The following is a 25,270-nucleotide window of genomic DNA, read 5'->3' on the forward strand; positions in this document are numbered from 1 at the left end:
GATCCGTCCCCGCTGCGGGAGACGGTGTCGAGTGCGGCGGTATGCCGCTGCCGGCCGTGCCGGCACCTGATGCCAAACCCTGGCAAGAAGCCCTGTTGGGGCCTGCACTCTCATCACGGCGGTTCGCCGCGGCGGGGCGTTGGCCGACCCGGGCGGTGGGCCCGTTATCGGAAGTCCTTCGGCGAGTAGAGGCCGTGAGGCCTACCCTTCACACGGAAATGGGGGGTTGCCCGCTGGGTCCGTGCCCGTATCAGGAAGGGTCAAGATTCCATTAGCGCCGGAGCAGTGTCAACCGCGGAAACAGCGTGGGTAGCCCATCACGGGTCATTCGGCAAGGCACCCTGGCAGGCCGAGCACCACAAAAGAGCCCGTCCACTCGCGGGGAGGGACGGGCAAGGGGGTTACAGGACGCAACCTGTCATTCAGTTTAGACAGGGAGCCCGAGGATGCGAGTACCGCCGGCAGCACATGCTCCCGGCGGCACACTCTTCATCACGGCGCGGCGGCGGCGCTCCGGGCGTTGCGAAACACCAGCCGGTCCTCGTCGGCATCCACCTGGATGACGTCACCGGGAGAGAACTTGCCGGCCAGCAGATCCTGGGCCAGCGGGTTCTCGATGCGCGCCTGGATGGCCCGCTTGAGGGGGCGGGCGCCGAACACCGGATCGAAGCCCACCACCGCCAGCTGGGCCATGGCGGCATCGCTGACCTCGAGTGCCAGGTCGTGCTCGGCCAGCCGCGCGCGCAGGCGATCCAACTGGATCCCGGCGATGGCCTGGATCTGCTCCTGGCCGAGGGCGTGGAACACCACCACCTCGTCGATGCGGTTGATCAGTTCTGGGCGGAAGTGATTGCCGACCACCGCCATCACCATCTCCTTCATCTGCGCGTAGTCCTGGTCGGCGTCGCCGCTGTCGCTGCTCATGCGCTGGATGATGTCCGAGCCCATGTTGGAGGTCATCACGATCACCGTGTTGCGGAAGTCCACGGTGCGCCCCTGGCCGTCGGTGAGGCGACCATCCTCAAGCACCTGCAAGAGGATGTTGAAGACATCCGGATGGGCTTTTTCCACCTCGTCGAGCAACAGCACCGAGTAGGGCTTGCGGCGCACCGCCTCGGTCAGGTAGCCGCCCTCCTCGTAGCCGACATAGCCGGGAGGCGCACCGATCAACCGGGCCACGGAGTGCTTCTCCATGAACTCCGACATGTCGATGCGCACCATCGCCTCCTCGGTGTCGAACAGGAAGTTGGCCAGCGACTTGCAAAGCTCGGTCTTGCCCACCCCGGTCGGGCCGAGGAACAGGAAGGAGCCGTTGGGGCGGTTGGGGTCGGCGAGGCCGGCCCGGGAACGACGCACCGCATTGGCCACCGCGGTGACCGCCTCGTCCTGGCCTATCACGCGCTCATGCAGCGCTTCCTCCATGCGCAGCAACTTGTCACGCTCCCCCTCGAGCATCTTGGCCACCGGGATGCCGGTCCAGCGCGAGACCACCTCGGCGATCTCCTCCTCGGTAACGTTGGAGCGCAGCAGGGTATGCTGCGTGGTATCCGATTCAGCTTCGCTGAACTCGGCGATCTTCTTCTCGAGCTCGGGTATCACGCCGTACTGAAGCTCGGACATGCGCGCCAGGTCGCCCTGTCGCTTGGCCTGCTCCAGGTCGATGCGAGCACGGTCGAGCTCTTCCTTGAACTGTCCCGCCCCCTGGATGCTGGCCTTCTCGGCCTTCCAGATCTCATCGAGATCGGCGTAGTCGCGCTCGAGCCCGGTGATCTCCTCCTCGAGACTCTCCAGACGCCGGCGGGAAGCCTCGTCGGTTTCCTTCTTGAGGTGCTCGCGCTCCATCTTCAGCTGAATCAGCCGGCGATCGAGACGATCCATCTCCTCGGGCTTGGAGTCGAGCTCCATGCGGATGCGCGAGGAGGCCTCGTCGATCAGGTCGATCGCCTTGTCGGGCAGCTTGCGGTCGGTGATGTAGCGGGTCGAGAGCTTGGCCGCGGCGATGATGGCACCATCGGTGATGTCGACCTTATGGTGCACCTCATAGCGCTCCTTGAGGCCGCGCAGGATCGCCACGGTGTCCTCCTCGGAGGGCTCGTCCACCAGCACCTTCTGGAAGCGGCGCTCCAGGGCGGCATCCTTCTCGATGTACTTGCGGTACTCGTCCAGGGTGGTGGCGCCCACGCAGTGCAGCTCGCCGCGTGCCAGGGCCGGCTTGAGCATGTTGCCGGCATCCATGGCCCCTTCGGCCTTACCGGCCCCCACCATGGTATGCAGCTCGTCGATGAACAGGATCACCCGCCCCTCTTCCTGGGCGAGCTCCTTGAGCACCGCCTTCAGGCGCTCCTCGAACTCGCCACGGAACTTGGCCCCGGCCAGCAGCGCCCCCATGTCCAGCGACAGCACGCGCTTGTCCTTGAGGCCCTCGGGGACTTCGCCATCGACGATGCGCTGGGCCAGGCCCTCGACGATGGCGGTCTTGCCCACGCCGGGCTCGCCGATCAGCACCGGATTGTTCTTGGTACGCCGCTGCAGCACCTGGATGGTGCGGCGGATCTCGTCGTCGCGACCGATCACCGGGTCGATCTTGCCGCTGGCGGCACGCTCGTTGAGATCCAGGGTGTACTTCTCCAGCGCCTCGCGGGCCTCCTCGGCGTTGGGATCGTCGACCCTCTCGCCGCCACGCACGCTGTCGATGGCCGTCTCCAGCGCCTTGCGGGTCACGCCGGCCTGGGCCAGCAACTTGCTCACCGCGCCGCCCATCTCCAGCGCGGCGAGCAGCACCAGTTCGCTGGCGATGTACTGGTCGCCACGCTTCTGGGCTTCGCGATCGGTGAGATTGAACAGCTTGATCAGGTCGCGGGAGGGCTGCACCTCGCCGTCGAACTGGGCGACCCTGGGCAGGTCGTCGAGATGCCCGACCAGCACATCACGCAGGCGAGCGGCATCGGCGCCGGCCTTCTGCACCAGCGCCTTGACGCCGGTGTCGGTGGCGTCGAGCAGCGCCAGCAGCAGGTGGCCGGGCTCGAGCTGGTTATGGCCGCGGCCCACGGCCAGCGACTGGGCATCGGCCACGGCGTTCTGCAGCTTGGCGGTAAACTTGTCGAAACGCATATCACGTCCTCCATCGGGATGGCGAGGCGATCAGACGCCCCGCTTGGCCCTGTGAATGTCTTGACATCTGAAATGGCGTCAAGTCAGGCCGGTTTCAAGTCGGCCAACGAGAGGAAATGCGTGGCAAGTTGATGCGGATCAATCGATAGGAGCAAGAGGGCCAGTGGTAGGAGGGATGCTTTGCATCGCGACTGGAGGCCGAAGGCCTCCCCGAGGAGAGGGTCGACACCGATAACACCCCGGGGCGCCTGACGGCGCCAGTCGCGCGGCGGAGCCGCCCTCCTACAAGCCGGTATCGCGCCTTGGCGCTATCGCAGCCAGATCACGCTGGCCATTCTCCCCGTGCTGCCATCGTCACGACGGTGGGAGTAGAAGCGTGACTCGCAAGCGGTGCAGAAATGGCCACCGCTGATATGGGAGACGCCCAGGCGCTCCAGGCGCAACCGCGCCAGGCGGTAGAGGTCGGCCATGTAGTGACCCAGGCGATAGGGGCTGGGATCGAAGGCATCGGCGGCCTCGGGATGCACGCCGACGAAGGCTTGATAGACCTCGGGCCCCACTTCGAACTGGGCATTGGAGATCGCCGGCCCCAGCCAGGCCAGCTGCTCTTCCGGCGGCACCCCCAATGCCGCCACCGTGGCCTCCAGCACCCCGCCGGCCAACCCACGCCAACCGGCGTGGGCCACCGCCACGCGCTCGCCGCGGCGGTCACAGAAGAAGACGGGAAGGCAGTCGGCGGTAAGCACCACGCAGGCATGGCCACGATCGAAGGCGACCGCGGCATCGGCCTCCGGCGATGCGTCCGTGTAGCCTTGCTGCACTCGCGCGCCGTGTACCTGATTGAGCCACAGCAGCGGGCGTTCGCCGTCGACCTGCTTCTGCAGCAGCCGCCGGCACAGCGCCACATGGTCGGGATTGTCGCCCACGTGATCGGCTGGGTTGAAGCAGGCGAAGTCGCCCTGACTGGGGCCGGTTTCGCGAGTGGTGACGAAGGCTCCCACGGAGGTGGGCGCCGGCCAGTCGGGCAGGACCAGGGAGGGCCGCAGGTCGGGGGCGTCGCTCATGGCAGTTTCCTCGGCACAGCAGGGAAGTCAGCGCATCGTCTGGTGATCGTCGCGCAGGTAGTCGAGCAGCATCAGCAGGTCGTCCGGCAGGGCCGCCCGGAAGCTCACCGTCTCGCCACTGCCCGGGTGCACGAAGGCCAGCTTGCGGGCGTGCAACGCCTGGCGCGGAAACTCGCGCAGGATCTCCTTGAGCGTCTCCGAGGCGCCGGCCGGCAGCTTGAGGCGGCCACCGTAGACGGGGTCACCCACCAGGGGATAGCGCAGATGGGCGAGATGCACACGAATCTGGTGGGTGCGCCCGGTCTCCAGCCGGCAGCGCACATGGGTGTGGGCGCGGAAGCGCTCCACCACCCGGTAGTGGGTCACCGCCGGTTTGCCCGAAGCGGTCACCGCCTGGCGCTTGCGATCCTTGGGGTGCCGGCCGATGGGCGCATCCACCGTGCCGCCGGAGGTCATAACGCCCACGCAGACCGCATCGTACTCCCGCGACACCGTGCGCGCCTGCAGTTGCTCCACCAGCGCCGTCTGGGCGGTCAGGGTCCTGGCCACCACCATCAGGCCACTGGTGTCCTTGTCGAGGCGATGCACGATGCCGGCCCGGGGCACCGACGCCAGCGCCGGGTCGTGGTGCAACAGGGCATTGAGCAGGGTGCCGTCCGGGTTACCCGCCGCCGGGTGCACCACCAGGCCCGGCGGCTTGTTGAGCACCAGCACCTGGTCGTCCTCGTAGACCACGTCCAGGGGGATGTCTTCGGGCTCGAAGCGGCTATCATCCTCGACCTCGGCGCACAGCCGCAGCCACTCGCCGCCGTAGACCTTGTCCCTGGGACGCGCCGGCCGCTCGTCCAGGGTCAGGTCGCCGGCCTTGATCCAGGCCTTCAGGCGCTCACGGGAGAAATCGGCGAATAGCTCCGCGGCGGCCTGGTCGAGGCGCTGGCCGGCCATGGCGTCGGGTACGCGCTGCTGTGCTTCGAAGGTCTGGGACATGGGAGATAGAATGACCGTTTGCGGAGATCGGGAACGAGGCGCCGCCGATGACTGCGTTTTGCCACGCAGTGCTTTATAGTGAGCGGGTTTAGAGCCGATTCTAACACGGCCTGTTCGCGTTGTTTGCTACGAGTGTTTGCCACGAGGATCACGATGCGCGTTTCCAACTCCCCTGCCCGTTTCGCGGCCCTGCTACTGGCCACCAGCCTGCTGACCGGCTGCTCCCTGTTCGGCGGTGGCTCCGATGACTCCCGCGACGAGGGCGCCAGCAGCTCCACGCCGTGGGTCGCGGATGAAGAGGTCGCATATGCCAACCTCGACGAGCGCGAACTCTACGAGGAGGGGCGCGAATCCCTGGACCGCGGCAATTTCACCGCGGCCATCTCCCGGCTCGAGGCACTGGACACCCGCTTTCCGTTCGGAGGCCACGCCGAGCAGGCCCAGTTGGAGCTGATCTACGCCTACTACGAGATCGACGACTGGGAAGCGACCCGCGCCGCGGCCAACCGCTTCATCCGCCTGCACCCCAGCCATCCCCAGGCCGACTATGCGCTCTACATGCGCGGGCTGGCCGCCTGGCAGGCCGGGCGCTTCAGCCTCGAGCGTCTCAAGCTGATCGACATCTCCAAGCGCGACCTGGGCGCCTCCCGCGATGCCTACACCGACTTCCGCGAACTCGTCCGGCTCTACCCCGCCAGCCAGTACGCCGCGGATGCCCGCCAGCGCATCGTCTACCTGCGCAACCTGCTGTCACGCCATGAGCTGCACGTGGCCGACTACTACATGCGCCGCGGCGCCTACCTGGCCGCCGTGGAGCGGGGCCGCTGGGTGATCGAGAACTACCCGGAGAGCGAGGCGACCCGTGATGCCCTGGCAGTCATGGTCGAAGGCTACCTGGGCCTGGAGATGCGCGACCGCGCCCGCGAGGTACTCCGCGTGCTGATCGCCAACGCCCCGGACCACGACCAGTTGCGTGGGCGAAGCTTCGAGCCGCGCCATGTCGACGCCGAATCGATCTCTGCCTGAGCGCACCCCACCCGCACCGCCTCATGGGGCTGCCAGCCTTGCTGGTGGCCCCATGTTGTGTATGACTGTTGTGTATGACGACTGCGTATGGTCCAAGGTACAAGAGTCACCCGGCACCACCCCTAGGTATACTGAGGCTGGTATGGCATCACGACTCCCCTGATCGATAGGCCCCCCATGAGCCCAGGCCCCCCATCGCGCGTCACTCAGCGAATCCGCCGGATGCACCGGCACATCCGGATCCTGGCCGCCCTGGGCATCCTGATCACCGGCCTGCTGGCCGGACTCACCACCGCCCTCCCCTTCTATCAGGCCGCCCGCACCAGCGTCGAGGAGACCACTCGCCTGGGGGCGGAAGCCCAGGCGGCGGCCCTGCACCACGAACTGACACGCTACGTCGATATCGCCCGCCAGCTCGCCAGCCGCAGCGAAATTCGCATGCGCCTCGAGCAGTACACCCTGGGAGAGGTCTCGCTACCGGCACTGCAGCGTTTCACCGAGCCCCGACTGAACGATGCCCTCGACGAGAGCCGCGATATCAGGGGCATACTGCGCCTGGGCCCGGCAGATGAGGCGATCGCCCAACTGGGCACGCCCCCGTTCCTCGCCATGCTCCCGGCACTTGCCCAAGTCAGCGATGTCGCCACCTGCCGTGTCACCCTGATCCAGAACGACCCTTCGCTGCTGCAGACGTGCCTGACGATTGTCGGCCACCAGGGCCAGCCCATCGGTCGCGACATTCTGGTCTTCAGCACCGAGCGGCTCGCCGCCCTGCTCGCGGATGGCCGGCGTTTCGGCCCCAACGTGCGCCAGGTGCTGGTCGAGCAGTCCAGTGGACTGCAACTCACCGCCACCGCGTCGGGCGCGAGCCTCGCCCCCCTCGACCCGGCGCACAGCGCGCCGCATCAGGCCGTCTACCGCGTGCCCCTCGAGACCCCCGGTTGGGAGCTGCGGGTCGCAATACCCGATACCGATATCCTGCACGCCGTCTGGGACCAGTTGCTGTGGCCCGTGATTGCGGTGGGCCTGCTGGCCCTGCTTGGCACCGCCATCGTTAGCCACGCCCTGGCGCCACTGCTCACCCGGGTGGCCAGGCAGGCGCAGCGGCTGGCCGAGACCGACGAGGAGCTGCGCCAGGCGGCCAGCGTCTTCCGGCATGCCCACGAGGCGATCGCCATCACCGATGCCGACCAGCACCTGCTCGACATCAATCCGGCCTTCACCCGGCTGCTGGGCTACTCGCCCGAGGCGGTCCAAGGCAAGGCGCTGATGGCACTGGTCGTCGACGCCCCCGAGACACTGGCCCCGGGCGGCGGGGCCCTGGCCCGCGGGGATGCCTGGCAGGGGGAAATACACTACCGCCGGGCCGATGGCAGCACCCTCGCCGCCCTGCAGACCATCAGCACGGTGCGCGACGAGCTGGGTGAGCCACGGCGGCATATCCATATCTTCAACGACATCACCGCCCAGAAGGCCGCCGAGGCGGAGGTCCAGCACCGCGCCCTGCACGACGAACTGACCGGCCTGCCCAACCGCCTCCACCTGGAGCAGCACCTAGCCCAGGCACTGCGCCTGGCACGCCGCGAAGGGATCGGCCTGGCGGTGCTGTTCCTGGACCTGGACCACTTCAAGGAGGTCAACGACAGCCTCGGCCATGCTGCCGGCGACGACCTGCTGCGGGCCGTGACCCGTCGCCTGCGCGGGGCGCTGCGCGAGGCCGACTTCCTGGCCCGACTGGGCGGTGACGAGTTCGTCGTCGTGCTGATGCCGCTTGACGACGACCGGGGCGCCATCCGCGTGGCAGCCAAGCTGATAGACGCCCTCACGCCCCCCTTCGCCCTCGACGGGCATGAGATCCACATCGGCGTCTCCGTGGGCATCGCCCACCATCCCGAGGATGGTGATGACGGGCATGTTCTGCTCGAGGCCGCCGACGCGGCGATGTACCGTGCCAAGCAGGCCGGCCGCAACACCTGGCGCCAGCACACCAGCCACGCGGGCCCGAGCCCGGCGTAAGCTCGTCAACGCCCCAGGCTGGGCCCCCTGAATGCAGGAACCGGCGCTGCCACTGACAGCGCCGGTTCCCGTGGTTCTGCGCGACATCAACCTCTCGCCGCTACTCTCCGAGGCTCACTCCCCCGGCTGCCAGCCGTTGACGATGGGGTAGCGACGGTCGCGACCGAAACCTCGGCGGGTCACCCGCACGCCCACCGGCGCCTGGCGACGCTTGTACTCGCAGCGGTCCACCAACTTGACCACCCGATAGACATCGTCGTGGTCGAAGCCCGCCTCGATGATCGCCTCGGCGCTCATGTCGCCCTCGATGTAGCGCACCAGGATGGCGTCCAGGGTGTCGTAATCGGGCAACGAATCACTATCCTGCTGGTCCGGGGCCAGCTCCGCGGAGGGCGGCCGCTCGATCACCCGCTCGGGGATCGCCAGCGACTGGCTGTTGCGCCAGCGCGCCAGGCGATAGACCCATGTCTTGTAGACATCCTTGAGGGCATTGTAGCCGCCCACCATATCGCCATAGAGCGTGGCGTAGCCCACCGCCATCTCGCTCTTGTTGCCGGTGGTCAGCACCATCAGCCCCTTCTTGTTGGAGAGAGCCATCAGCAACACGCCGCGACAGCGCGACTGCAGGTTCTCCTCGGTGGTATCCCGCGCCGCGCCCTCGAAGGCCCCGGCGAGGGTCGCCATGAACGCCTCCACCATGGGCTCGATGGGCATCACCTCGTAGTGCACGCCGAGCATGTCGGCCTGCTTGGCGGCATCCTCCTTCGAGATATCCGCGGTGTAGTGATAGGGCATCATCACCGCCTGCACCCGCTGGGGCCCCAGGGCATCCACGGCGATGGCCAGCGACAGGGCGGAGTCGATGCCCCCCGAGAGCCCCAGCACCACCCCCTCGAAGCCGCTCTTGTTGACGTAGTCGCGCAGCCCAGTGACCAACGCGCAGTAGAGGTTCTCCTCCGGCCCGACGTCGGGCTCGGTCTCGCCGGGCTGGGGCACCCAGGCACCCTGCTGGTGGATGAACTGCACCGGCATCACCCCCACCGCCCAGTGGGGTGCCTGGAGCATCAGCTCACCGGCGGCATCCACGCAGGCCGAACCGCCGTCGAACACCAGCTCGTCCTGGCCACCGATCTGGTTGACGTAGACGATGGGCAGCTTCACCGCCGCGGCGCGCTCCTCCAGCAGGCGCAACCGCTCGGCGGGCTTGTCCTGGTGGAAAGGCGAGGCATTGAGGCTGACCAGGATCTCGGCGCCGGCCTCCTTCGCCTGGCGCGCCGGCGCCTCCTCCCAGAGATCCTCGCAGATCAGCAGGCCCAGCTTCGCGCCCCGATGCTCAATCACCAGCGGTGCGCTGCCACGGGCGAAATAGCGCTGTTCGTCGAACACCTCGTAGTTGGGCAGCGCCTGCTTGGCATACTCGCCCAGCCATTCACCGTTGTAGAGCACACCGGCCAGGTTCCAGAGTCGCCCCTCGCGGCGGCCGGGATAGCCGACGATCACCAGCACGTCGCGCACCACCTTCTCCGCCATACGGGTACGCGCCGCACGCAGGCGAGTCTCCATGGAAGGGCGCAGCAGCAGGTCCTCCGGCGGGTAGCCGGTCAGGAACAGCTCGGGGAGCACCACGATATCGGCGCCATGCTCGATGCGCGCCTCGCGCACCGCCTCGATGGCACACTCGGTGTTGCCGGGAATGTCCCCTACCAGAGGGTCCAGCTGAGCCATCACCAGCGTCAGGTCTTGCATGGGCTTGGAAATCTCTCGAGAATCGATGTATGCCCTCATTGTCCCGCATGGACGGCCGGCTGGCAAAGCCGGCCACCCCTCCTGGGAGCCACCCGGATGAACCTCTTGATAATTCGCCTGATCATCTTCGCCGTACTGTTCCTGGCCGGCCTCAAGCTCTACCGCATGTACCGACAGTGGAAGCTGGACCGTGAAGAGCTGCTGGAGGACGATCGCGAGAGCGCCCGGGGCAACCGGATGGTGCGCTGCGCCTGGTGCCAGGTGCATGTGCCGGAGGGCGAGGCCCAGCGCGCGCGCGGCGAGTGGTTCTGTTCCAGCGCCCACCGCGACCGCTTCCTCCAGGAGCAGCAGGAAAAGGGCGACCGGGACGACGACCCGCACCCCTGAGGCACCGCGACCATTGCCACGCGGGCCGGCTCCGGTGAAGTGCCGGGTAAAGTGCCGGCGGCCCTACCCCGCCGCGTCCGCGCGACGATAGCGTCCGGTATAGTCGAAGAGCTTCTCGCGCACCTGCCAGTGGCGACCCACCTTGCGCCCCACCACGAAATCCGGATGGCGTAGCCGATGCTGCTCGGCGACCACCTCCTCGGGCACGGTAGGCCTGAAGGGTACCCCCGGCGCCCGCAGGTGCTGACGCAGGAAAGCCGCGGCGAAGGCTCCTCGCTGGGCCGGGGTCTCCAGGGCGAACCACTCGGAGAGCGTCGCGCCGTCCTCATCATGGTAGGTCACCTTCAACCGCGGCAGTCCCCGGCCGTTGACGGTGGCCTCAAGCTGCATCCCCGCCACCCGCAACACCCGGGCATCGCGCAGACGCAGCGCCTCCCTCAACTTGTCGTCGGCGTCCACCAGCAGCGCCTCGCAGCCGTGGCAGCGCCGGGCGGCAATATCGTTCTCGGCACCGCAGTCGGGGCACACCTTGAAGCGAAAGCGAAACGAACATTGCTCCATCGCCACCGTCGTCGACGTCGTCGTTGAACTTACGCTTTTCGTGTGGGGTCGGGTGCGCCTGGAAGGCACCAGGCCATGGCAGCGCCGCCCGAAGTGCTCGATCACCAGGTCGCCGTCGCGCTTGCCCCAGAACAGGTTGGCATGGCCGCAGGCGGGGCACTCGACCTGCACCGGCTCGCTGTCGGAGGCGGGCTGCGGGGAGCCCACCTCCGGCGCATAGAGGTCCCAGGGGTTGCCGGCATAGTCGAGGATCAGGCAGTTGCGCTTGCCCGGCGCGAGGCGCAGGCCGCGGCCGACGATCTGCTGGTAGAGGCTCACCGACTCGGTGGGACGCAGGATGGCGATCAGGTCCACGTGGGGCGCATCGAAGCCGGTGGTCAGCACCGCCACGTTGACCAGATACTTGAGCTCGCGCGCCTTGAAGGCGGTGATCAGCCGCTCGCGCTCGGCGGAGGGGGTCTCGCCGGTGACCAGCGCCGCCTCGCCGCCGGGCAGGTAGCCAAGGATCTCCTCGGCGTGGGCCACGCTTGCGGCAAACAGCATCACCCCCTGGCGTTCCCGGGCGCGCTCGACCACCTCGGCAATGATGCCCGGGGTGGCACGGTTTCCCGCCGCCACCCGATTGAGCTCCTCCTCCCGGAACAGGCCGCCCGGCCCCGGCGCCAGCGCCGAGAAGTCATACCTCTCCACCGCCGCATCGATGCGCCGCGGCTCGGCCAGGTAACCCTGCTTCACCATCAGGCGTAGCGGCTGCTCGAAGACGCACGCCTGAAAGAAACAGGCTTCATCGCCGCGCACCATGCCGTGGTGGTGGCGGTGGTAGATAAAGCCCTGCCCCAGCCGGTAGGGCGTGGCGGTCAACCCAAGCACCTTGAGCCGCGGGTTGGCCCGGCGCAGCCCCTCGATCACCCGGCGGTAGCTGGCATCCTCGGCGGGCGCGACCCGGTGACACTCGTCGATCACCAGCAGGGTGAAGTCGCCCTGCCCCCGGGATGGAGAGGCGAAGCGGTCGAGGCCGCGCACCACCGATTGCACCGAGCCGAACACCACCTGGCGGCCGCTCTCCTTGCGCCCCAGGCCGGCGCTGTAGATATCCGCCGCGAGGCCGTAGGCCGCGTACTTGGCATGATTCTGCTCCACCAGCTCGCGCACATGGGCCAGCACCAGCACCCGTCCCCGGGCCAGGCGTGCCAGCTCGGCGATCACCAGCGACTTGCCGCTGCCGGTGGGCAGCACCACCACCGCCGGGTCGTGCGAGCCACGGAAATGCTCGATGACCCGGCGCACCGCCTCCCGCTGGTAGGGGCGCAGGGAGGGCGCCGCAGACGCCGAAGGCGGCCCGGAGGCCGCCTTCTGTGCAGGGTCATGAGGCAACAGGGACCCCCTCAGTCCACCCACACACGGGCATTGCGGAACAGACGTTGCCAGGCACCGTCCCGGGTCCACTCCGCCGGGCGCCAGGAGTTGGTCACCGCACGCACCACCCGTTCCGGGTGGGGCATCATGATGGTGACCCGGCCGTCGGGAGTGGTCAGCCCGGTGATGCCGGAGGGCGAGCCGTTGGGGTTGGCCGGATAGCGGGTGGTGACCTGGCCGTAGTTGTCCACGTAGCGCAGGGCCACCGCGCCGCTGCCCTGCATCCCGCGCAGGTGGGCGCTGTCGCGGAACTCGGCACGGCCCTCGCCGTGGGCCACGGCGATGGGCAGCCGCGAGCCCTGCATGCCAGCCAGCAGGATCGAGGGGCTCTGCTCCACCTGGACCATCGCCACGCGGGCCTCGAACTGCTCCGACTCGTTGCGCACGAAACGCGGCCATGCGTCGGCACCGGGTATCAGCTCCTTGAGCTGGGCCAGCATCTGGCAGCCGTTGCACACCCCCAGCGAGAAGCTGTCGTCGCGCGCGAAGAAGGCCGCGAACTGCTCCCGGGCGCGGGCATTGAACAGCACCGACTTGGCCCAGCCGCCCCCGGCCCCCAGCACGTCGCCATAGGAGAACCCGCCGCAGGCCACCAGGCCCTTGAACTCATCCAGCGACACCCGTCCCTCGAGGATATCGCTCATGTGCACGTCCACCGCCTCGAAGCCGGCGCGATCGAAGGCCCAGGCCATCTCCACCTGGCCGTTGACGCCCTGCTCGCGCAGCACCGCCACCGCCGGGCGAGCCAGGTTGAGCCCGGGGGCCTGGAGATAGGGCGCCGCGATATCCTCGTCGACCTCGAAGGTGGGCGTGGCGGAGAGCCCCGGGTCGCGGTCGTCGAGCAGGCCGTCGAACTCGCTCTTGGCGCACTCCGGGTTGTCGCGCAGGGCCTGCAGGCGATAGCTGGTCTCGGTCCAGGTGCGCTGGGCACGCAGCCGCGTGGTCTCCAGCAGCGGCTCCTCGAAGAGGGTGACGCGCACCTGGTCGTCGTAACGCGGCCGGGCGATGACGCCACAGGTCTCGAGACCGGCAGCGGCAAATTGGGCCAGCACCTCCTCGGTGTGTTCGCGGCTCACCTGGATCACCGCGCCCAGCTCCTCGGCGAACAGCGCGCTGAAGGCCTCCACCGGCTCATTCACCAGCCAGTCGAGCTTGATCTCGAGGCCGGCGTGGGCGGCGAAGGCCATCTCCAGCAGGGTCACCAGCAGGCCGCCGTCGCTGCGGTCGTGGTAGGCCAGCAGCTTGCCCGCGGCGTTGAGCCCCTGGATCACCGCGAAGAACGCCTTGAGGTCCTCCGGGTCATCCAGATCCGGGGCCTCGTCACCGACCTGGCCGTAGACCTGGGCCAGGGCCGAGCCTCCCAGGCGATTGCGGCCGCCGCCCAGGTCGATCAGGATCAGGTCGGATTCATCCTGTTCCAGATTGATCTGGGGCGTCAGGGTACGCATGGCATCGGTGACCGGGGCGAAGCCGGTGATCACCAGGGAGAGCGGCGAAGTGACGCTCTTCTCCTCGACCTCGCCCTTCTCGCTCGCCCCCTGCCAGGCGGTGCGCATGGACATCGAGTCCTTGCCCACCGGCACGGCGATGCCCAGTGCCGGGCAGAGCTCCATGCCCACGGCGTGAACGGCGTCGTACAGCGCCTGATTCTCGCCGGGGTGGTCCGCCGCGCTCATCCAGTTGGCGGAGAGCTTGATATCGGAGATCTTCTCGATGGGTGCCGCCGCCAGGTTGGTGATCGCCTCGGCCACCGCCAGACGGGCGCTGGCGGCCGGGTCGATCAGCGCCACCGGCGGACGCTCGCCCATGGCCATGGCCTCGCCGGCGTGGGTGTCGAAGCTGGCCGTGGTCACCGCCACGTCTGCCACCGGCACCTGCCAGGGCCCGACCATCTGGTCGCGGGCCACCTGGCCGGTGATGGAACGGTCGCCGATGGTGATCAAGAAGCTCTTGGAGGCCACGGTGGGCAGGCGCAGCACCCGGTCCATGGCCTCGCGCAGGTCGAGGTTGTCGAGCATCACGCCCGACAGCTCATTGGCCTGGCGCTGGAATTCACGGGTCATCTTCGGCGGCTTGCCGAACAGCACGCTCATCGGCAGGTCGACGGGAAGAGTCTCGAAGTGGCCGTCGCGGACCTCCAGGTGATGGGCATCGGTGGCCTCCCCGACCACCGCGTAGGGGCAGCGCTCGCGGGCGCACAGCGCCTCGAAGGTCTCGAGATCCTCGGGCGCCACCGCCAGCACGTAGCGCTCCTGGGCCTCGTTGCACCAGATCTCCAGCGGGCTCATGCCCGGCTCGGCGTTGGGCACCGCGCGCAGGTCGAACAGGCCGCCGCGCTCGCCGTCCTTGACCAGTTCCGGCAACGCATTGGAGAGCCCGCCGGCCCCCACATCGTGGATGAAGCGGATCGGGTTGGCCTCTCCCAGGGCCCAGCAGCGGTCGATCACCTCCTGGGCGCGGCGCTCCATCTCGGGGTTGCCGCGCTGCACCGAGGCGAAGTCCAGGTCGGCGCTGGAGGCGCCGGAGGCCATGGAGGAGGCCGCGCCGCCGCCCAGGCCGATCAGCATGGCGGGGCCGCCCATCACGATAAGCTTGCCCCCCACCGGGATCTCACCCTTCTGTACGTGGCCGTCACGGACGTTGCCGTAGCCACCGGCGATCATGATCGGCTTGTGGAAACCACGCCGCTCGATGCCGTCACGACCCAGGGCGTCCTGCTCGTAGGTACGGAAATAACCGGTGAGGTTGGGCCGGCCGAACTCGTTGTTGAAGGCCGCCCCGCCGATGGGTCCCTCGAGCATGATCGCCAGCGCCGAGACGATGCGCTCGGGCTTGCCGTAGTCGAAGGCCTCCCAGGGCTGCACGAACTCGGGGATGCGCAGGTTGGAGACCGTGAAGCCGCTGAGCCCCGCCTTGGGCTTGCCGCCGATGCCGGTGGCGCCCTCGTCGCGGATCTCGCCACCGGCACCGGTGGCCGCCCCCGGGTGCGGCGCGATGGCCGTGGGGTGGTTGTGGGTCTCCACCTTCATCAGGATCTGGATCGGCTCGACATGGCCCGCGTAGGTCGCCCGCTCCCCCGCCCGGCCGGTGAGCGGTGCCGGGAAGAAGCGCGGCGCCTCACTGCCCCGGATCACCGCGGCATTATCGCTGTAGGCGGAGAGGATGTCGTCCGGCGAGGCCTGGTAGGTGTTCTTGATCATCTTGAACAGCGAGTGGCTCTGCGCCTCGCCGTCGATCACCCAGTCGGCATTGAAGATCTTGTGGCGGCAGTGCTCGGAGTTGGCCTGGGCGAACATCATCAGCTCGACGTCCGTGGGGTTGCGCCCCAGTTCGTGGAACGCCTCGACCAGGTAGTCGATCTCGTCCTCGGCCAGGGCCAGGCCCAGCTCGGCATTGGCGGTGACCAGCGCCTCGCGCCCTCCCACCAGCAGGTCGACGCTGCCCAGCGGGGCCGGCTCATGATGGGCGAAGAGCTGCGCCGCATCGCTTGAGTCGGTGAGCACCGCCTCGGTCATGCGGTCATGCAGGATGGCGATGATCCGCTCGAAGGCCTCCTCGGAGAGCATCCCCTTGAGCTTGACCCGGTAGGCGATGCCGCGCTCGATCCGCCGCACCTGGGACAGCCCGCAGTTATGGACGATATCGGTCGCCTTGGAGGACCAGGGCGACTGGGTGCCGATACGCGGCACCACCAGGAACAGCTGCCCCTCGCGGGCATCGCTCCCCCGGGGCTCGACCCCGTAGTCGAGCAGCCGCTCCAGCACGGCCAGGGCCTCGCCGGACAGCTCGCCCTCGTGGTCGACGAAGTGCACGTACTCCGCCGAAAGCGAGGCGACGTCACCCACGCCGTCGCGCAAGGCGGCCAGCAGTTTGGCATGACGGAAGGCGGAGAGGGCGGGGGCGCCGCGCAGTTCGAGCATATCCAGGAGCCTCTGAGAGTCTTCACGATCGGGTGCCGCGGCCTGCGGCAACGAGCGCACATGATACTGGAAAGCGCAGGTGGCGAGAAATCCAGCACATGACAGCTACCGTCGGGCTGGGTATCGTGAAGGGTCCCTTTCCAGCCCGTCACCGCATGCCCCTGATCCCTCCGCCCCTGACCCCGAGCGCACGCCTGAGGCACACCACCATCGCCCTGCTGGCGATTGTCCTGAGCCTGTTCCCCGAGCCGCCGCGCTCGGCCAGGCAGGACCAGCTCGAGACGATTCTCGCCAGGGAACTGCTCAGCGTGCACACCCGCAACACCCCCACCACCTACTACGAGGGGCGCGAGGGACCCACCGGCTTCGAGTACGAACTGGCACGCCGCTTCGCCAGTCAGCTGGGCGTCAGCCTGACCATTCGTGCCGATCACCATATCGAAAGCGCCCTCGAGGCGGTGCGCCAGGAGGGCGACATGGCGGCGGCAGCCCTGCCTCTGGAGCCCGACCTGCCTGGGGTGGTCTTCAGTCGACCGATCATCGAGCTGCAACCGGTCGTCGTCTATCGCCGTGGGCTCACCCCGGTGGAGACCCCCGACGACCTGCCCGGGCTGACCCTCGGCGCCATCGGCGGTGCAGGCACCGGCCGCGTGCTCAACGAACTGCAGGCTAGCTATCCGGACCTGCGCTGGGAGGCCTCCTCCGAGGTGGAGGTCGCCGAGCTGCTCGGCCAGGTCGAGGATGGCGAGCTCGACGCGGCGGTGCTCTTCGACCATCAGTTTCGCCTCAACCGGCTCTTCTTCCCCGACGTGGAGCGCGGCTTCCTGCTCGGCGACCCGCTCTCCATGGCCTGGGCCTTCCCGACCGAGCGCAGCCTGGCGCTGGTCGAGGCCGCCAACCGCTTCCTTTCCGGTCTGCACGAGAGCGGCGAGCTCGAGGCCCTGGTGGCGCGCTACTTCGGCCATGACGACTTTCTGGAGTACGTCGGCACACGCACCTTTCTCAAGCATGTCGAGGCGCGCCTCCCCACGTACACCGAACTCTTTCGCGAGGCCGCGCGAGCACTGGACTTCGACTGGAAACTGCTGGCCGCCATAGGCTACCAGGAGTCGCACTGGAACCCCCAGGCCACCTCCCCTACTGGCGTGCGTGGACTGATGATGCTGACCAACGCCACCGCCGGCGACCTGGGGGTCAGCAACCGTCTCGACCCCGCCCAAAGCATCCATGGCGGGGCCCGCTACCTGCGCCAGCTGCATGACCGCCTGCCCGACTCGATTCAGGGGGACAACCGCCTCTATATGGCCATGGCGGCTTATAACGTGGGACTGGGGCACCTCTACGATGCCCGCCGAATCACCGAGCAGCGCGGCGGTGACCCCGACCTCTGGGCCGATGTTCGCGAGTCGCTGCCGCTGCTGCAGCAGCGTGAGTGGCACAGCCAGGCAAAGTACGGCTACGCCCGGGGCGGCGAGCCGGTGATCTATGTCCACAATATCCGCCGTTATCACGAGATTCTCAGTTACGTGGAGCGCAGCCGGCGGCAGTTCCCGCGGCTCAATGCCCGGGCCGATGACAGCGGGCAGGCGGGCCTGCCACCATGAGGCTCACGCCTGGCGACGCGCGGCGAAGAACTCCCTGAGCAGGAGAGACGCCCGAGAGGCCAGTATCCCGCCCTGCACCTCCACCCGGTGGTTGTACCAGGGCTGGGCGAAGAGGTTGGCCTTCGACTCCACCATGCCGCTGCGCGGCTCGGCGGCGCCATAGACCACGCGAGCCAGGCGAGCATGGATGATCGCCCCGGTGCACATCAGGCAGGGCTCCAGCGTCACATAGAGGGTGCAGCCATCGAGGCGGTAGTTGCCGAGACGCGCCCCGGCATCGCGCAGGGCCCGGATCTCGGCGTGGGCGCTAGGATCATGGCCGGCCACCGGGGCGTTGAAGCCCACACCGACGATCTCGCCGGCGACATCGACCACGACCGCCCCCACCGGCACCTCGCCGGCGACAAGCCCCAGGCGGGCCTGATCCAGGGCCCGATGCATGTAGAATTCATCGCTGCGCACCGCCGTCGACTCCGTGTAGACTGGCCTGAAACAATCGTATGAATAGTGGCCGTGGCTGCCACCCCGGGAGAACTCCATGACCGACGCCCTGAACGACCTGGTTAACCTGCTGGCACTCGAGCCTCTCGAGGAGACCCTGTTCCGCGGCACAAGCCAGGACCTCGGCCTGCCGCAGCTGTTCGGCGGCCAGGTGCTGGGGCAGGCGCTCTCGGCCGCCAGCCAGACCGTCCCCGCCGAGCGCCGCGCCCACTCGCTGCACGGCTACTTCCTGCGTCCGGGCGACCCGCACCGCCCGATAGTCTATCAGGTGGACACCATTCGCGACGGCGGCAGCTTCACCACCCGCCGGATCACCGCCATCCAGAAGGGGCGGCCGATCTTCTTCTGCAGCGCCTCCTTCCACGGCGCGGAACAGGGCATCGCCCACCAGACCGCGATGCCCGGGGTATCATCACCGGAACAGCTGATCGCAGAGGGCGCCCGGCTGGCGCGCTTCGATAACCACCCCATCGAATTCCTGCTCGACGGCGAAGAGTGGGACGCCGGCCAGCCGGCCCGCAAGCGCGTCTGGTTCCGCCTGGTCGGCGAGCTGCCCGATGACCCCGCACCTCACCGCAGCTTGCTGGCCTACAGCTCCGACTTCAACCTGCTGACCACCGCCCTGGTTCCTCACGGCATAGGGTACCGCGACCCCAAGCTGCAGATCGCCAGCCTCGACCATGCCCTGTGGCTCCACCACGACGTGCGCGTCGACGACTGGCTGCTCTACGACATGGACAGCCCCTGGACCGGCGGCGCCCGCGGCTTCTCCCGCGGCAGCATCTTCGATCGCCACGGCCGCCTGGTGGCCTCCACCGCCCAGGAGGGGCTGACCCGCCTGCGCGACGGCGAAGGCTAGCCGCGACGCCCCGCGGGCGCTACCATGCCAGCCAGGCCGCAATAGCTCAGTTGGTAGAGCAACGCACTCGTAATGCGTAGGTCGGAGGTTCGACTCCTCTTTGCGGCACCAAAAAATACCTAATATCAACTAGTTACACATACAACCACCCCACCTCCCCACACCGGGTTGGCATAGGTGAAAGATAGGTGGCAAATAGGTGACGCTGGGCAGGGTGATCGCCACCGCGATGGGCGAATTCACCCGCGAGATTTCGAAGGGGTCCATCATCAAGATCAAGCCTGATCCCGCCCACACGCATATAGCCGGCCGGGAGTTCTGATGGGAAGTGTTTGACTGAGAAGGAACTCGTAATGCCTTGCCCACGCACCGTGGAAGCCACCGAGATCTCCCACCGTTCATCTCAGGGCACGCTCAAGCCTTTCTTCGTGCGTGATGCCCAGGGTGACATGTATGTGGTCAAGGGCGTGGATGGTGCAGGCAGACAAGCCCTCATTGCCGAGCTGCTATGCGCGGAGCTTGGGCGGCGCTGTGGTTTGCCGGTCGCCGACTATGCGCTGATGAGATTCCCTGAAGGCATGCTGGAGTTCAGTACACTCGAAGGCGCCAGCGACCTGTCGGGTGGGCTCGCCTTCGCGTCCAGAGTGATCCCGTACTCTCGAGAGCTGACTTTCGACCAAGTGGAGGAGGTGTCCACCGAGCTGCAGCTGCGTGTGCTACTGTTCGATATATGGGTCAGCAACGAAGATCGTTATCTGACCGAGCAGAGTGGCAATGTGAACCTCTTGGTCGACGAAGCTGGTGACTTGGTCGTGATCGATCACAATCTGGCTTTCGACCCTCTCATTGGCATTGGTGACTTCGATCTGCACGTATTCTGTGGCCAGCGCCGGGCTCTCCGCGACTTGGAGGTACAAGCTCGGCTCTCGCGCACACTTGACACCGCACTGGCCGACTGGGATAGCATCGTCGATCTTTTGCCAGTCGAATGGGTCTATTGGGACCCGGAAGACGATTCAACCGAGGTGAGCCCTACGCTAGGGAAACGCTGCATAAATCCCGCCACAGCTGCCCGACAGCCGTTGGCGGGGTACAATCTGGCCACCCTGTCACCACCTGATCGAGCCATCCGATGAAGCAGATCTCTTTCGCCCAGGCAGAGCACCAGAACAAGAAGAAGGTGACCCGCCGCGAGCGGTTTCTGGCCCAGATGGAGGCGCTGGTGCCTTGGCAACGGCTCATCGATGCGCTGTCGCCGTCTTATTTCCCGAACGCAGCAGGCAAGCGAGGCCGTCCACCCATCGGCCTGGAGCGCATGCTGCGGATCTACTTCCTGCAACAGTGGTATGCGCTCGCCGACGAGGCACTTGAAGATGCCATCTACGATAGCCAGGCGATGCGCGACTTCGTGGGTATCGATTTGGCCATTGAGAGCGTGCCGGACGCGACCACGCTGCTGCGCTTCCGTCACCTGTTGGAGAAGCATGCGCTGACCCAGCGAATCTTCGAGGAGATCAACGCCCACCTGGCCGAGAAAGGGCTGTTCATGCGCGAGGGCACGATTGTCGACGCCACCATCGTGGCAGCCGCCCCTTCTACCAAGAATAAGGCCAAGCAGCGCGATCCGGAGATGAAGCAGACCAAGAAAGGCAACCAGTGGTATTTCGGCATGAAGGCCCATATCGGCGTCGATGCCGTCACCGGACTGACTCACAGTGTCGTCGCAACCTCGGCCAACGTCGCCGATGTCACCATGGCCGGCGCTCTGGTCCGGGAGGATGACAAGCGGGTATATGGCGACGCAGGTTACACCGGCATGTGGAAGCATCTTGACGAAGAGAAAGATGCCCCGGATTCCAAGTGCTGCGTGGCCGCCAAGCGCGGGGCCATCAAGAAGATGGACGACAGCCCCATGAAAACGCTGCTGCTGGCGATCGAGAAGGCCAAAGCGAGCATCCGTGCCAAAGTCGAGCACCCGTTTCATGTCATCAAGAACCTCTTCGGCTACCGGAAGGTGCGCTACAAGGGGCTGGTCAAGAACCAGGCGCAACTTTTCAGCCTGTTCGGATTGGCCAACCTTGTGCTGGCGACACGATGCGAAGGCCAAGTTGATGGGGCCAGTACGCCTTGAATCTGGCCTGGCAGCCGGATAACCCGGCTGCCAGGAAAACAGGACCACATGAAGTGGTCAGAAAATGATCGCCAATGGGGTGGTTGAGAGACTCTGAGCCCCCTCAGCTGCGCGGAACCGAATTGATCAGTGATTCCCTAGCTGATCGTCACGCCTGGTTGCAGCGGCTGCATGAGCCGACCTTCTGGAGAGACATATGAGCACCATCCTCTGCAACTACTCGGTGCTGCGTTTCCAGCCTTACCCAGAGACTGGTGAGTTTGCCAACCTGGGTATCGTCATGCTCTGTAACGATGGCCAGTTCCTGCAACGATCCGAGACGCGACAGCGACAACGCATCACCCACTTCTTCGGCAAGCTGCCCACCGAGGTCTTCACTCGCGCCCGCCGAGAGTTCCTGGAGGAGCTTCGCCGAGTGGTTAAGTTGGCCAATGCCCATGCAGATGATGCCGCCATGCAGCGCCGCATCTTCCAGCACCTGGTCGCGCCGCGAGAAACCATGTTCCGGTTCAGCCAGCCCGGCACCGTCGCCACGGAAGATCCGCGTCAGGCGCTGGAGGAGCTGTTCATGCGTTACGTACACCACGACTTCAGTCAGCGCGAGAACCTTGAAACCCGCATGACCAGCCGTGTTGCTCAATGGCTGCGCGGGTTCACGGACCGGCAGTACAACGAAATCACCCTGGGCAACGACCTGCTCCAGGTGAAATTCCCCTTGGTCTGGCAGGTGGCTGGCAGGCCTCGCCAGGCGGTGAAGCCCATCAGCTTTGACCTGGAAGAGTCGAGCAAGATCATCGAGAAGGGTGACAAGTGGCTCATGCGCATGAAGCGGCTCGAAGCTAGCGGGCAAGCGCCGCTCGACACTGTATTTGTCAGCCACGAGCCCTCTGAAACCCAAGGCCCGAGGCAGCGCGCCTACCAGGAAGTGACCCGCGAACTGACCGAGAGCGGCCTTCTGCGCATCATCCCGGATGCCTTGGGTGAACACGGCGTCACCCAAGCCATTGCTGCGACGCCCACCTCGATGCACTAAGGCTTAGGCTTCTACTTTGCCACCGACCCGCCCACCGTGGCGGGTTTTTCGTGTCGAATGGCGGGACAACAACGAGGGAGCTATGCATGTCCAGGTCTTCACGCCCTGCCCTCCCTGCAGCCTGCGCCAGAGATCCAGTTTGAGGATTGCCACTTCTTTGAAGATTGCCACTTCGTGCTCACGGGCAAATTCACCATCGGCACCTGCGCCGAGTGCGAAGCCGAGCCCCTCGAGTGTGGCGATCTCATCACGGCGTGAGGAAACGCGGGGGATCGGTCAGGACTTGCCGGCGGTAAAGCCGCCGTCGATCATCAGCGTGGTGCCGGTGACGAAGCTGGCCTCGTCACTGGCCAGGAACAGGAAGCCGTTGGCGACCTCCTCGGGGCGGCCCAGTCGGGCCATCGGGTGCAGGGAGATCAGCCCTTGCAGCAGCTCGTCGTCCAGGGCCTGGAGCAGCGGCGTGTCGATGTAGCCCGGCCCGATGGCGTTGACCCGCACCCCCTTGGGTGCCGCCTCGATGCCCAGGGTGCGGGTCATATTGACCACCCCGCCCTTGGCCGCGGTGTAGGCGGCAGTCTGGGACTGGCCCATCATGCCGAGGATGGAGGCGCAGTTGACGATGCTGCCGCTGCCCTGGCGATACATCACCCGCAGCGCCGCGCGGGCCACACGGAAGACCCCGTTGAGGTTGATGTCGATGATGCGCAGGTATTCGTCGTCGCTCACCTCGTCGGAGGGGGTCACGCCACCGATACCGGCATTGTTGAATACCGCATCCACGCTGCCCAGCTCGGCGACGGTCTCCGCGAACAGGCGGTCGACCTGGGCGGTATCGGTGACATCGCATGCCTTGAACAGGCAGCGGCCGGCATGCCTGGCATCCAGCTCCGCCGCCCGGGCCGCACCCTCACCACCCTCGAGGTCGGCGATCACCGCGCTGGCCCCCTCCTCCAGGCAACGCTCCACGCTGGCCAGGCCGATACCGCTGGCGCCGCCGGTGACGATGACGTTCTTGCCCTTCATTCGCATGAGCTCTGCTCCCTGTGATGACTTCCTGACGACGCATGACCGCGCCGCGGTGCCACCAGTGTAGTCGAGCCGGGGACCACCCCGCCCTCTTCTCGCATGGCATTGCAGCCAATTATCGCTCTGTCTTGACGCGCATCAACTCATCCCAGCACGTGGTGTAGCGCGGCGTGCGCCGCTCGCAGCGCAGCTTCCAGGCATTGTCGCGCCGCGGCAGGCCGAAGCGCACCGTATCACGGCCCATCTCGCGATTGAGCCGGTCCAGGGTCGCCATCAGCCGCTGGCTGCGCGCGCGGCGGGCATCGTCCTCGGGTGTCTCGAGCAGCGAGGCCTGGCGCCGCTCGACGTCCACCAGGTCGAGCAGCATCACGCCGCACTTCTGGTAGCGGTAGCCCTCCAGGTAGATCGCCGCCAGGGCGCGGCTCGCCGCGGCCAGCAGCTCGCGACTGTCGGCACTGGGGGCCGGCAGCGCCACCACCGCGGCGTTGCGGTACTGGGGCTCGCCGGCCAGGAAGGGGTTGGTGCGTACGAACACCTGGACCGCCTGGGCCAGGCTGCCCTGACGGCGCAGCTTCTCGCCGGCCCGGGTGCAGTGCTGGCGCATGGCTGCCTCCAACTCATGGCGCTCGCCGGTGAGCCGCCCGAAGGAGCGCGACACCAGCAACCGCCGGCGCGGCTCGCTCATGTCATCGAGGACGATGGCCGGCCGCCCGCGCAGCTCCCAGACCATGCGCTCCATCACCACCGAAAAGCGGCTGCGTACCCAGCGTGAGTCGGCCTCGCGCAGCTGCCAGGCGTTCTCGATGCCCATCAGCGCCAGCCGCTCGGCGCTGCGTCGCGCCACGCCCCACAGGTCATCCACCGGGCAGGACTCGAGCACCCGGCGAGTGGCCTCACCTGCGGCGTCCAGTCGACAGACACCCTCGAAGGCGGGCTCGCGCTTGGCCAGGCGGTTGGCCAGCTTGGCCAGGGTCCGGGTGGGTGCCAGCCCCACGCCCACGGGGATGCCGGTCCAGCGGCCCACGGTGTCGCGCAGCTCCCGGCAGCGCGGCTCGAGCTCACCATCGGGGAAGCCGGAGAAGCCCACGAAGCTCTCGTCGATGGAGTAGGGCTCCACGTCGGGGGAGAACTCGCCCAGCACCTGGTTGACCCGTCGCGACATGTCGCCGTAGAGCGCGTAGTTGCTGGAGAGCAGCACCGCCTGGCGGCGCACCGCTGGCGGCAGCAGGTGCAGCGGCGCGCCCATGGCCACGCCCAGCGCCTTGAGCTCGTGGGAGCGCGCCACCACGCAGCCGTCGTTGTTGGAGAGCACGCCCACCGCTCGCCCCTCCAGGCGCGGGTCGAAGACCCGCTCGCAGCTGACGTAGAAGCTGTTGCCGTCGACCAGGGCGATCACCGCTCGCCCCCCGGCAGGGCGTGGAGCACATGGGTGACCACACCCCACACGTGGCACTCGCGGCCCGCCAGGGGGATCGGCGCGAAGCGCGGGTTGCTGGCCACCAGCCATACCTCGCCGCCGCGCCGCGCCAGGCGCTTGACGGTGGGTTCCCCCTCCAGGGCGATCACCACCACCCGCCCGGGCAGCGGCTCCAGGCTGCGGTCCACCACCAGCAGGTCGCCGTCATGGATGCCGTCGCCGAGCATGGAATCGCCCTCGGCACGCACGAAGTAGGTGGCCGCCGGACGCTTCACCACGTGCTCGTGGAGGTTGATCTCCCCCTCGAGGTGGTCATCGGCGGGGCTGGGAAAGCCCGCCCGCACCCGGCAGCCCATCAGGGGCAGGCCCGAGTGCACCGCTCCGGGAGCGGCGCGGCCGATCACCCGAGCCCGAGTCGAATCCGACAATTTCATGGCTACCCCCACCAGATACTGTAAATAAATA

The 25,270-nt window shown here is 67.2% G+C and carries 18 protein-coding genes and 1 tRNA gene; 9 read left to right on the plus strand and 10 right to left on the minus strand.

Annotated elements, in window-relative coordinates; translation table 11 throughout:
• Window positions 1-492: 492 nt before the first annotated feature.
• The 3 genes from clpB to rluD all read right to left on the minus strand — a co-directional run bounded on the left by clpB (window position 493) and on the right by rluD (window position 5,162).
• Complete coding sequence (gene clpB, locus NFH66_RS14050; RefSeq protein WP_349610825.1) at window positions 493-3,111, minus strand: ATP-dependent chaperone ClpB; 2,619 nt, start codon at window positions 3,109-3,111, stop codon at window positions 493-495.
• A gap of 308 nt (window positions 3,112-3,419) precedes the next feature.
• Entirely contained in the window at window positions 3,420-4,175 is a 756-nt protein-coding gene (gene pgeF, locus NFH66_RS14055) for a peptidoglycan editing factor PgeF (RefSeq protein WP_349610826.1), read from the minus strand.
• Window positions 4,176-4,202: 27 nt separating this feature from the next.
• Window positions 4,203-5,162, minus strand: coding sequence for a 23S rRNA pseudouridine(1911/1915/1917) synthase RluD (rluD, locus tag NFH66_RS14060; protein WP_349610827.1), 960 nt, complete (start codon window positions 5,160-5,162; stop codon window positions 4,203-4,205).
• A gap of 153 nt (window positions 5,163-5,315) precedes the next feature.
• Here rluD and NFH66_RS14065 point away from each other — a divergent pair, with 153 nt between their 5' ends.
• Both NFH66_RS14065 and NFH66_RS14070 read left to right on the plus strand, forming a co-directional pair.
• Window positions 5,316-6,188, plus strand: coding sequence for an outer membrane protein assembly factor BamD (locus NFH66_RS14065; RefSeq protein ID WP_349610828.1), 873 nt, complete (start codon window positions 5,316-5,318; stop codon window positions 6,186-6,188).
• Between the two features lie 222 nt (window positions 6,189-6,410).
• On the plus strand, window positions 6,411-8,204 hold the full coding sequence (locus tag NFH66_RS14070) for a diguanylate cyclase domain-containing protein (RefSeq protein ID WP_349610829.1): 1,794 nt from the start codon (window positions 6,411-6,413) through the stop codon (window positions 8,202-8,204).
• A 114-nt stretch (window positions 8,205-8,318) separates the two neighbouring features.
• On the opposite strand, the gene NFH66_RS14075 is transcribed toward NFH66_RS14070, so the two are convergent.
• Window positions 8,319-9,950, minus strand: coding sequence for an NAD+ synthase (locus NFH66_RS14075; RefSeq protein WP_349610830.1), 1,632 nt, complete (start codon window positions 9,948-9,950; stop codon window positions 8,319-8,321).
• Between the two features lie 96 nt (window positions 9,951-10,046).
• Here NFH66_RS14075 and NFH66_RS14080 point away from each other — a divergent pair, with 96 nt between their 5' ends.
• Complete coding sequence (locus NFH66_RS14080) at window positions 10,047-10,337, plus strand: PP0621 family protein (RefSeq protein WP_349610831.1); 291 nt, start codon at window positions 10,047-10,049, stop codon at window positions 10,335-10,337.
• Window positions 10,338-10,400: 63 nt separating this feature from the next.
• Here NFH66_RS14080 and radD read toward each other — a convergent pair whose 3' ends face one another.
• Window positions 10,401-12,272, minus strand: a complete 1,872-nt coding sequence (gene radD, locus NFH66_RS14085) for a DNA repair helicase RadD (RefSeq protein ID WP_349610832.1) — start codon at window positions 12,270-12,272, stop codon at window positions 10,401-10,403.
• 11 nt (window positions 12,273-12,283) lie between these two features.
• Complete coding sequence (purL, locus tag NFH66_RS14090; protein WP_349610833.1) at window positions 12,284-16,234, minus strand: phosphoribosylformylglycinamidine synthase; 3,951 nt, start codon at window positions 16,232-16,234, stop codon at window positions 12,284-12,286.
• Window positions 16,235-16,389: 155 nt separating this feature from the next.
• Here purL and mltF point away from each other — a divergent pair, with 155 nt between their 5' ends.
• On the plus strand, window positions 16,390-17,838 hold the full coding sequence (gene mltF / locus NFH66_RS14095; RefSeq protein ID WP_502878679.1) for a membrane-bound lytic murein transglycosylase MltF: 1,449 nt from the start codon (window positions 16,390-16,392) through the stop codon (window positions 17,836-17,838).
• A 3-nt stretch (window positions 17,839-17,841) separates the two neighbouring features.
• Here mltF and tadA read toward each other — a convergent pair whose 3' ends face one another.
• Window positions 17,842-18,300 (minus strand): tRNA adenosine(34) deaminase TadA, encoded by a 459-nt coding sequence (gene tadA / locus NFH66_RS14100; protein WP_349610835.1) that lies wholly within the window; start codon window positions 18,298-18,300, stop codon window positions 17,842-17,844.
• A 76-nt stretch (window positions 18,301-18,376) separates the two neighbouring features.
• Here tadA and NFH66_RS14105 point away from each other — a divergent pair, with 76 nt between their 5' ends.
• The 5 genes from NFH66_RS14105 to NFH66_RS14125 all read left to right on the plus strand — a co-directional run bounded on the left by NFH66_RS14105 (window position 18,377) and on the right by NFH66_RS14125 (window position 22,362).
• Window positions 18,377-19,198 carry an acyl-CoA thioesterase gene (locus NFH66_RS14105; RefSeq protein WP_349610836.1) on the plus strand — a complete coding sequence of 274 codons (822 nt, stop codon included), beginning with the start codon at window positions 18,377-18,379 and terminating at the stop codon, window positions 19,196-19,198.
• A gap of 35 nt (window positions 19,199-19,233) precedes the next feature.
• Window positions 19,234-19,309 (plus strand) — tRNA-Thr (locus tag NFH66_RS14110).
• A gap of 242 nt (window positions 19,310-19,551) precedes the next feature.
• Window positions 19,552-20,334 (plus strand): HipA family kinase, encoded by a 783-nt coding sequence (locus NFH66_RS14115; protein ID WP_349610837.1) that lies wholly within the window; start codon window positions 19,552-19,554, stop codon window positions 20,332-20,334.
• On the plus strand, window positions 20,331-21,329 hold the full coding sequence (locus NFH66_RS14120; protein WP_349610838.1) for an IS5 family transposase: 999 nt from the start codon (window positions 20,331-20,333) through the stop codon (window positions 21,327-21,329). The genes NFH66_RS14115 and NFH66_RS14120 overlap by 4 nt, the downstream gene beginning before the upstream one ends.
• 196 nt (window positions 21,330-21,525) lie before the next feature.
• Complete coding sequence (locus tag NFH66_RS14125) at window positions 21,526-22,362, plus strand: DUF3037 domain-containing protein (RefSeq protein ID WP_349610839.1); 837 nt, start codon at window positions 21,526-21,528, stop codon at window positions 22,360-22,362.
• Between the two features lie 276 nt (window positions 22,363-22,638).
• Here NFH66_RS14125 and NFH66_RS14130 read toward each other — a convergent pair whose 3' ends face one another.
• From NFH66_RS14130 to NFH66_RS14140, 3 genes are all read right to left on the minus strand, one after another.
• Window positions 22,639-23,391 (minus strand): SDR family NAD(P)-dependent oxidoreductase, encoded by a 753-nt coding sequence (locus NFH66_RS14130; RefSeq protein WP_349610840.1) that lies wholly within the window; start codon window positions 23,389-23,391, stop codon window positions 22,639-22,641.
• A 112-nt stretch (window positions 23,392-23,503) separates the two neighbouring features.
• Window positions 23,504-24,784 carry a Y-family DNA polymerase gene (locus NFH66_RS14135; protein WP_349610841.1) on the minus strand — a complete coding sequence of 427 codons (1,281 nt, stop codon included), beginning with the start codon at window positions 24,782-24,784 and terminating at the stop codon, window positions 23,504-23,506.
• Window positions 24,781-25,239 carry a LexA family protein gene (locus tag NFH66_RS14140; RefSeq protein ID WP_349610842.1) on the minus strand — a complete coding sequence of 153 codons (459 nt, stop codon included), beginning with the start codon at window positions 25,237-25,239 and terminating at the stop codon, window positions 24,781-24,783. Before NFH66_RS14140 ends, NFH66_RS14135 begins: the two co-directional genes overlap by 4 nt.
• Between the last annotated feature and the right edge of the window lie 31 nt (window positions 25,240-25,270).

Origin of the sequence: Halomonas sp. H10-9-1 (genome assembly GCF_040147005.1) — a bacterium.
Classification (GTDB): Bacteria; Pseudomonadota; Gammaproteobacteria; order Pseudomonadales; family Halomonadaceae; genus Halomonas.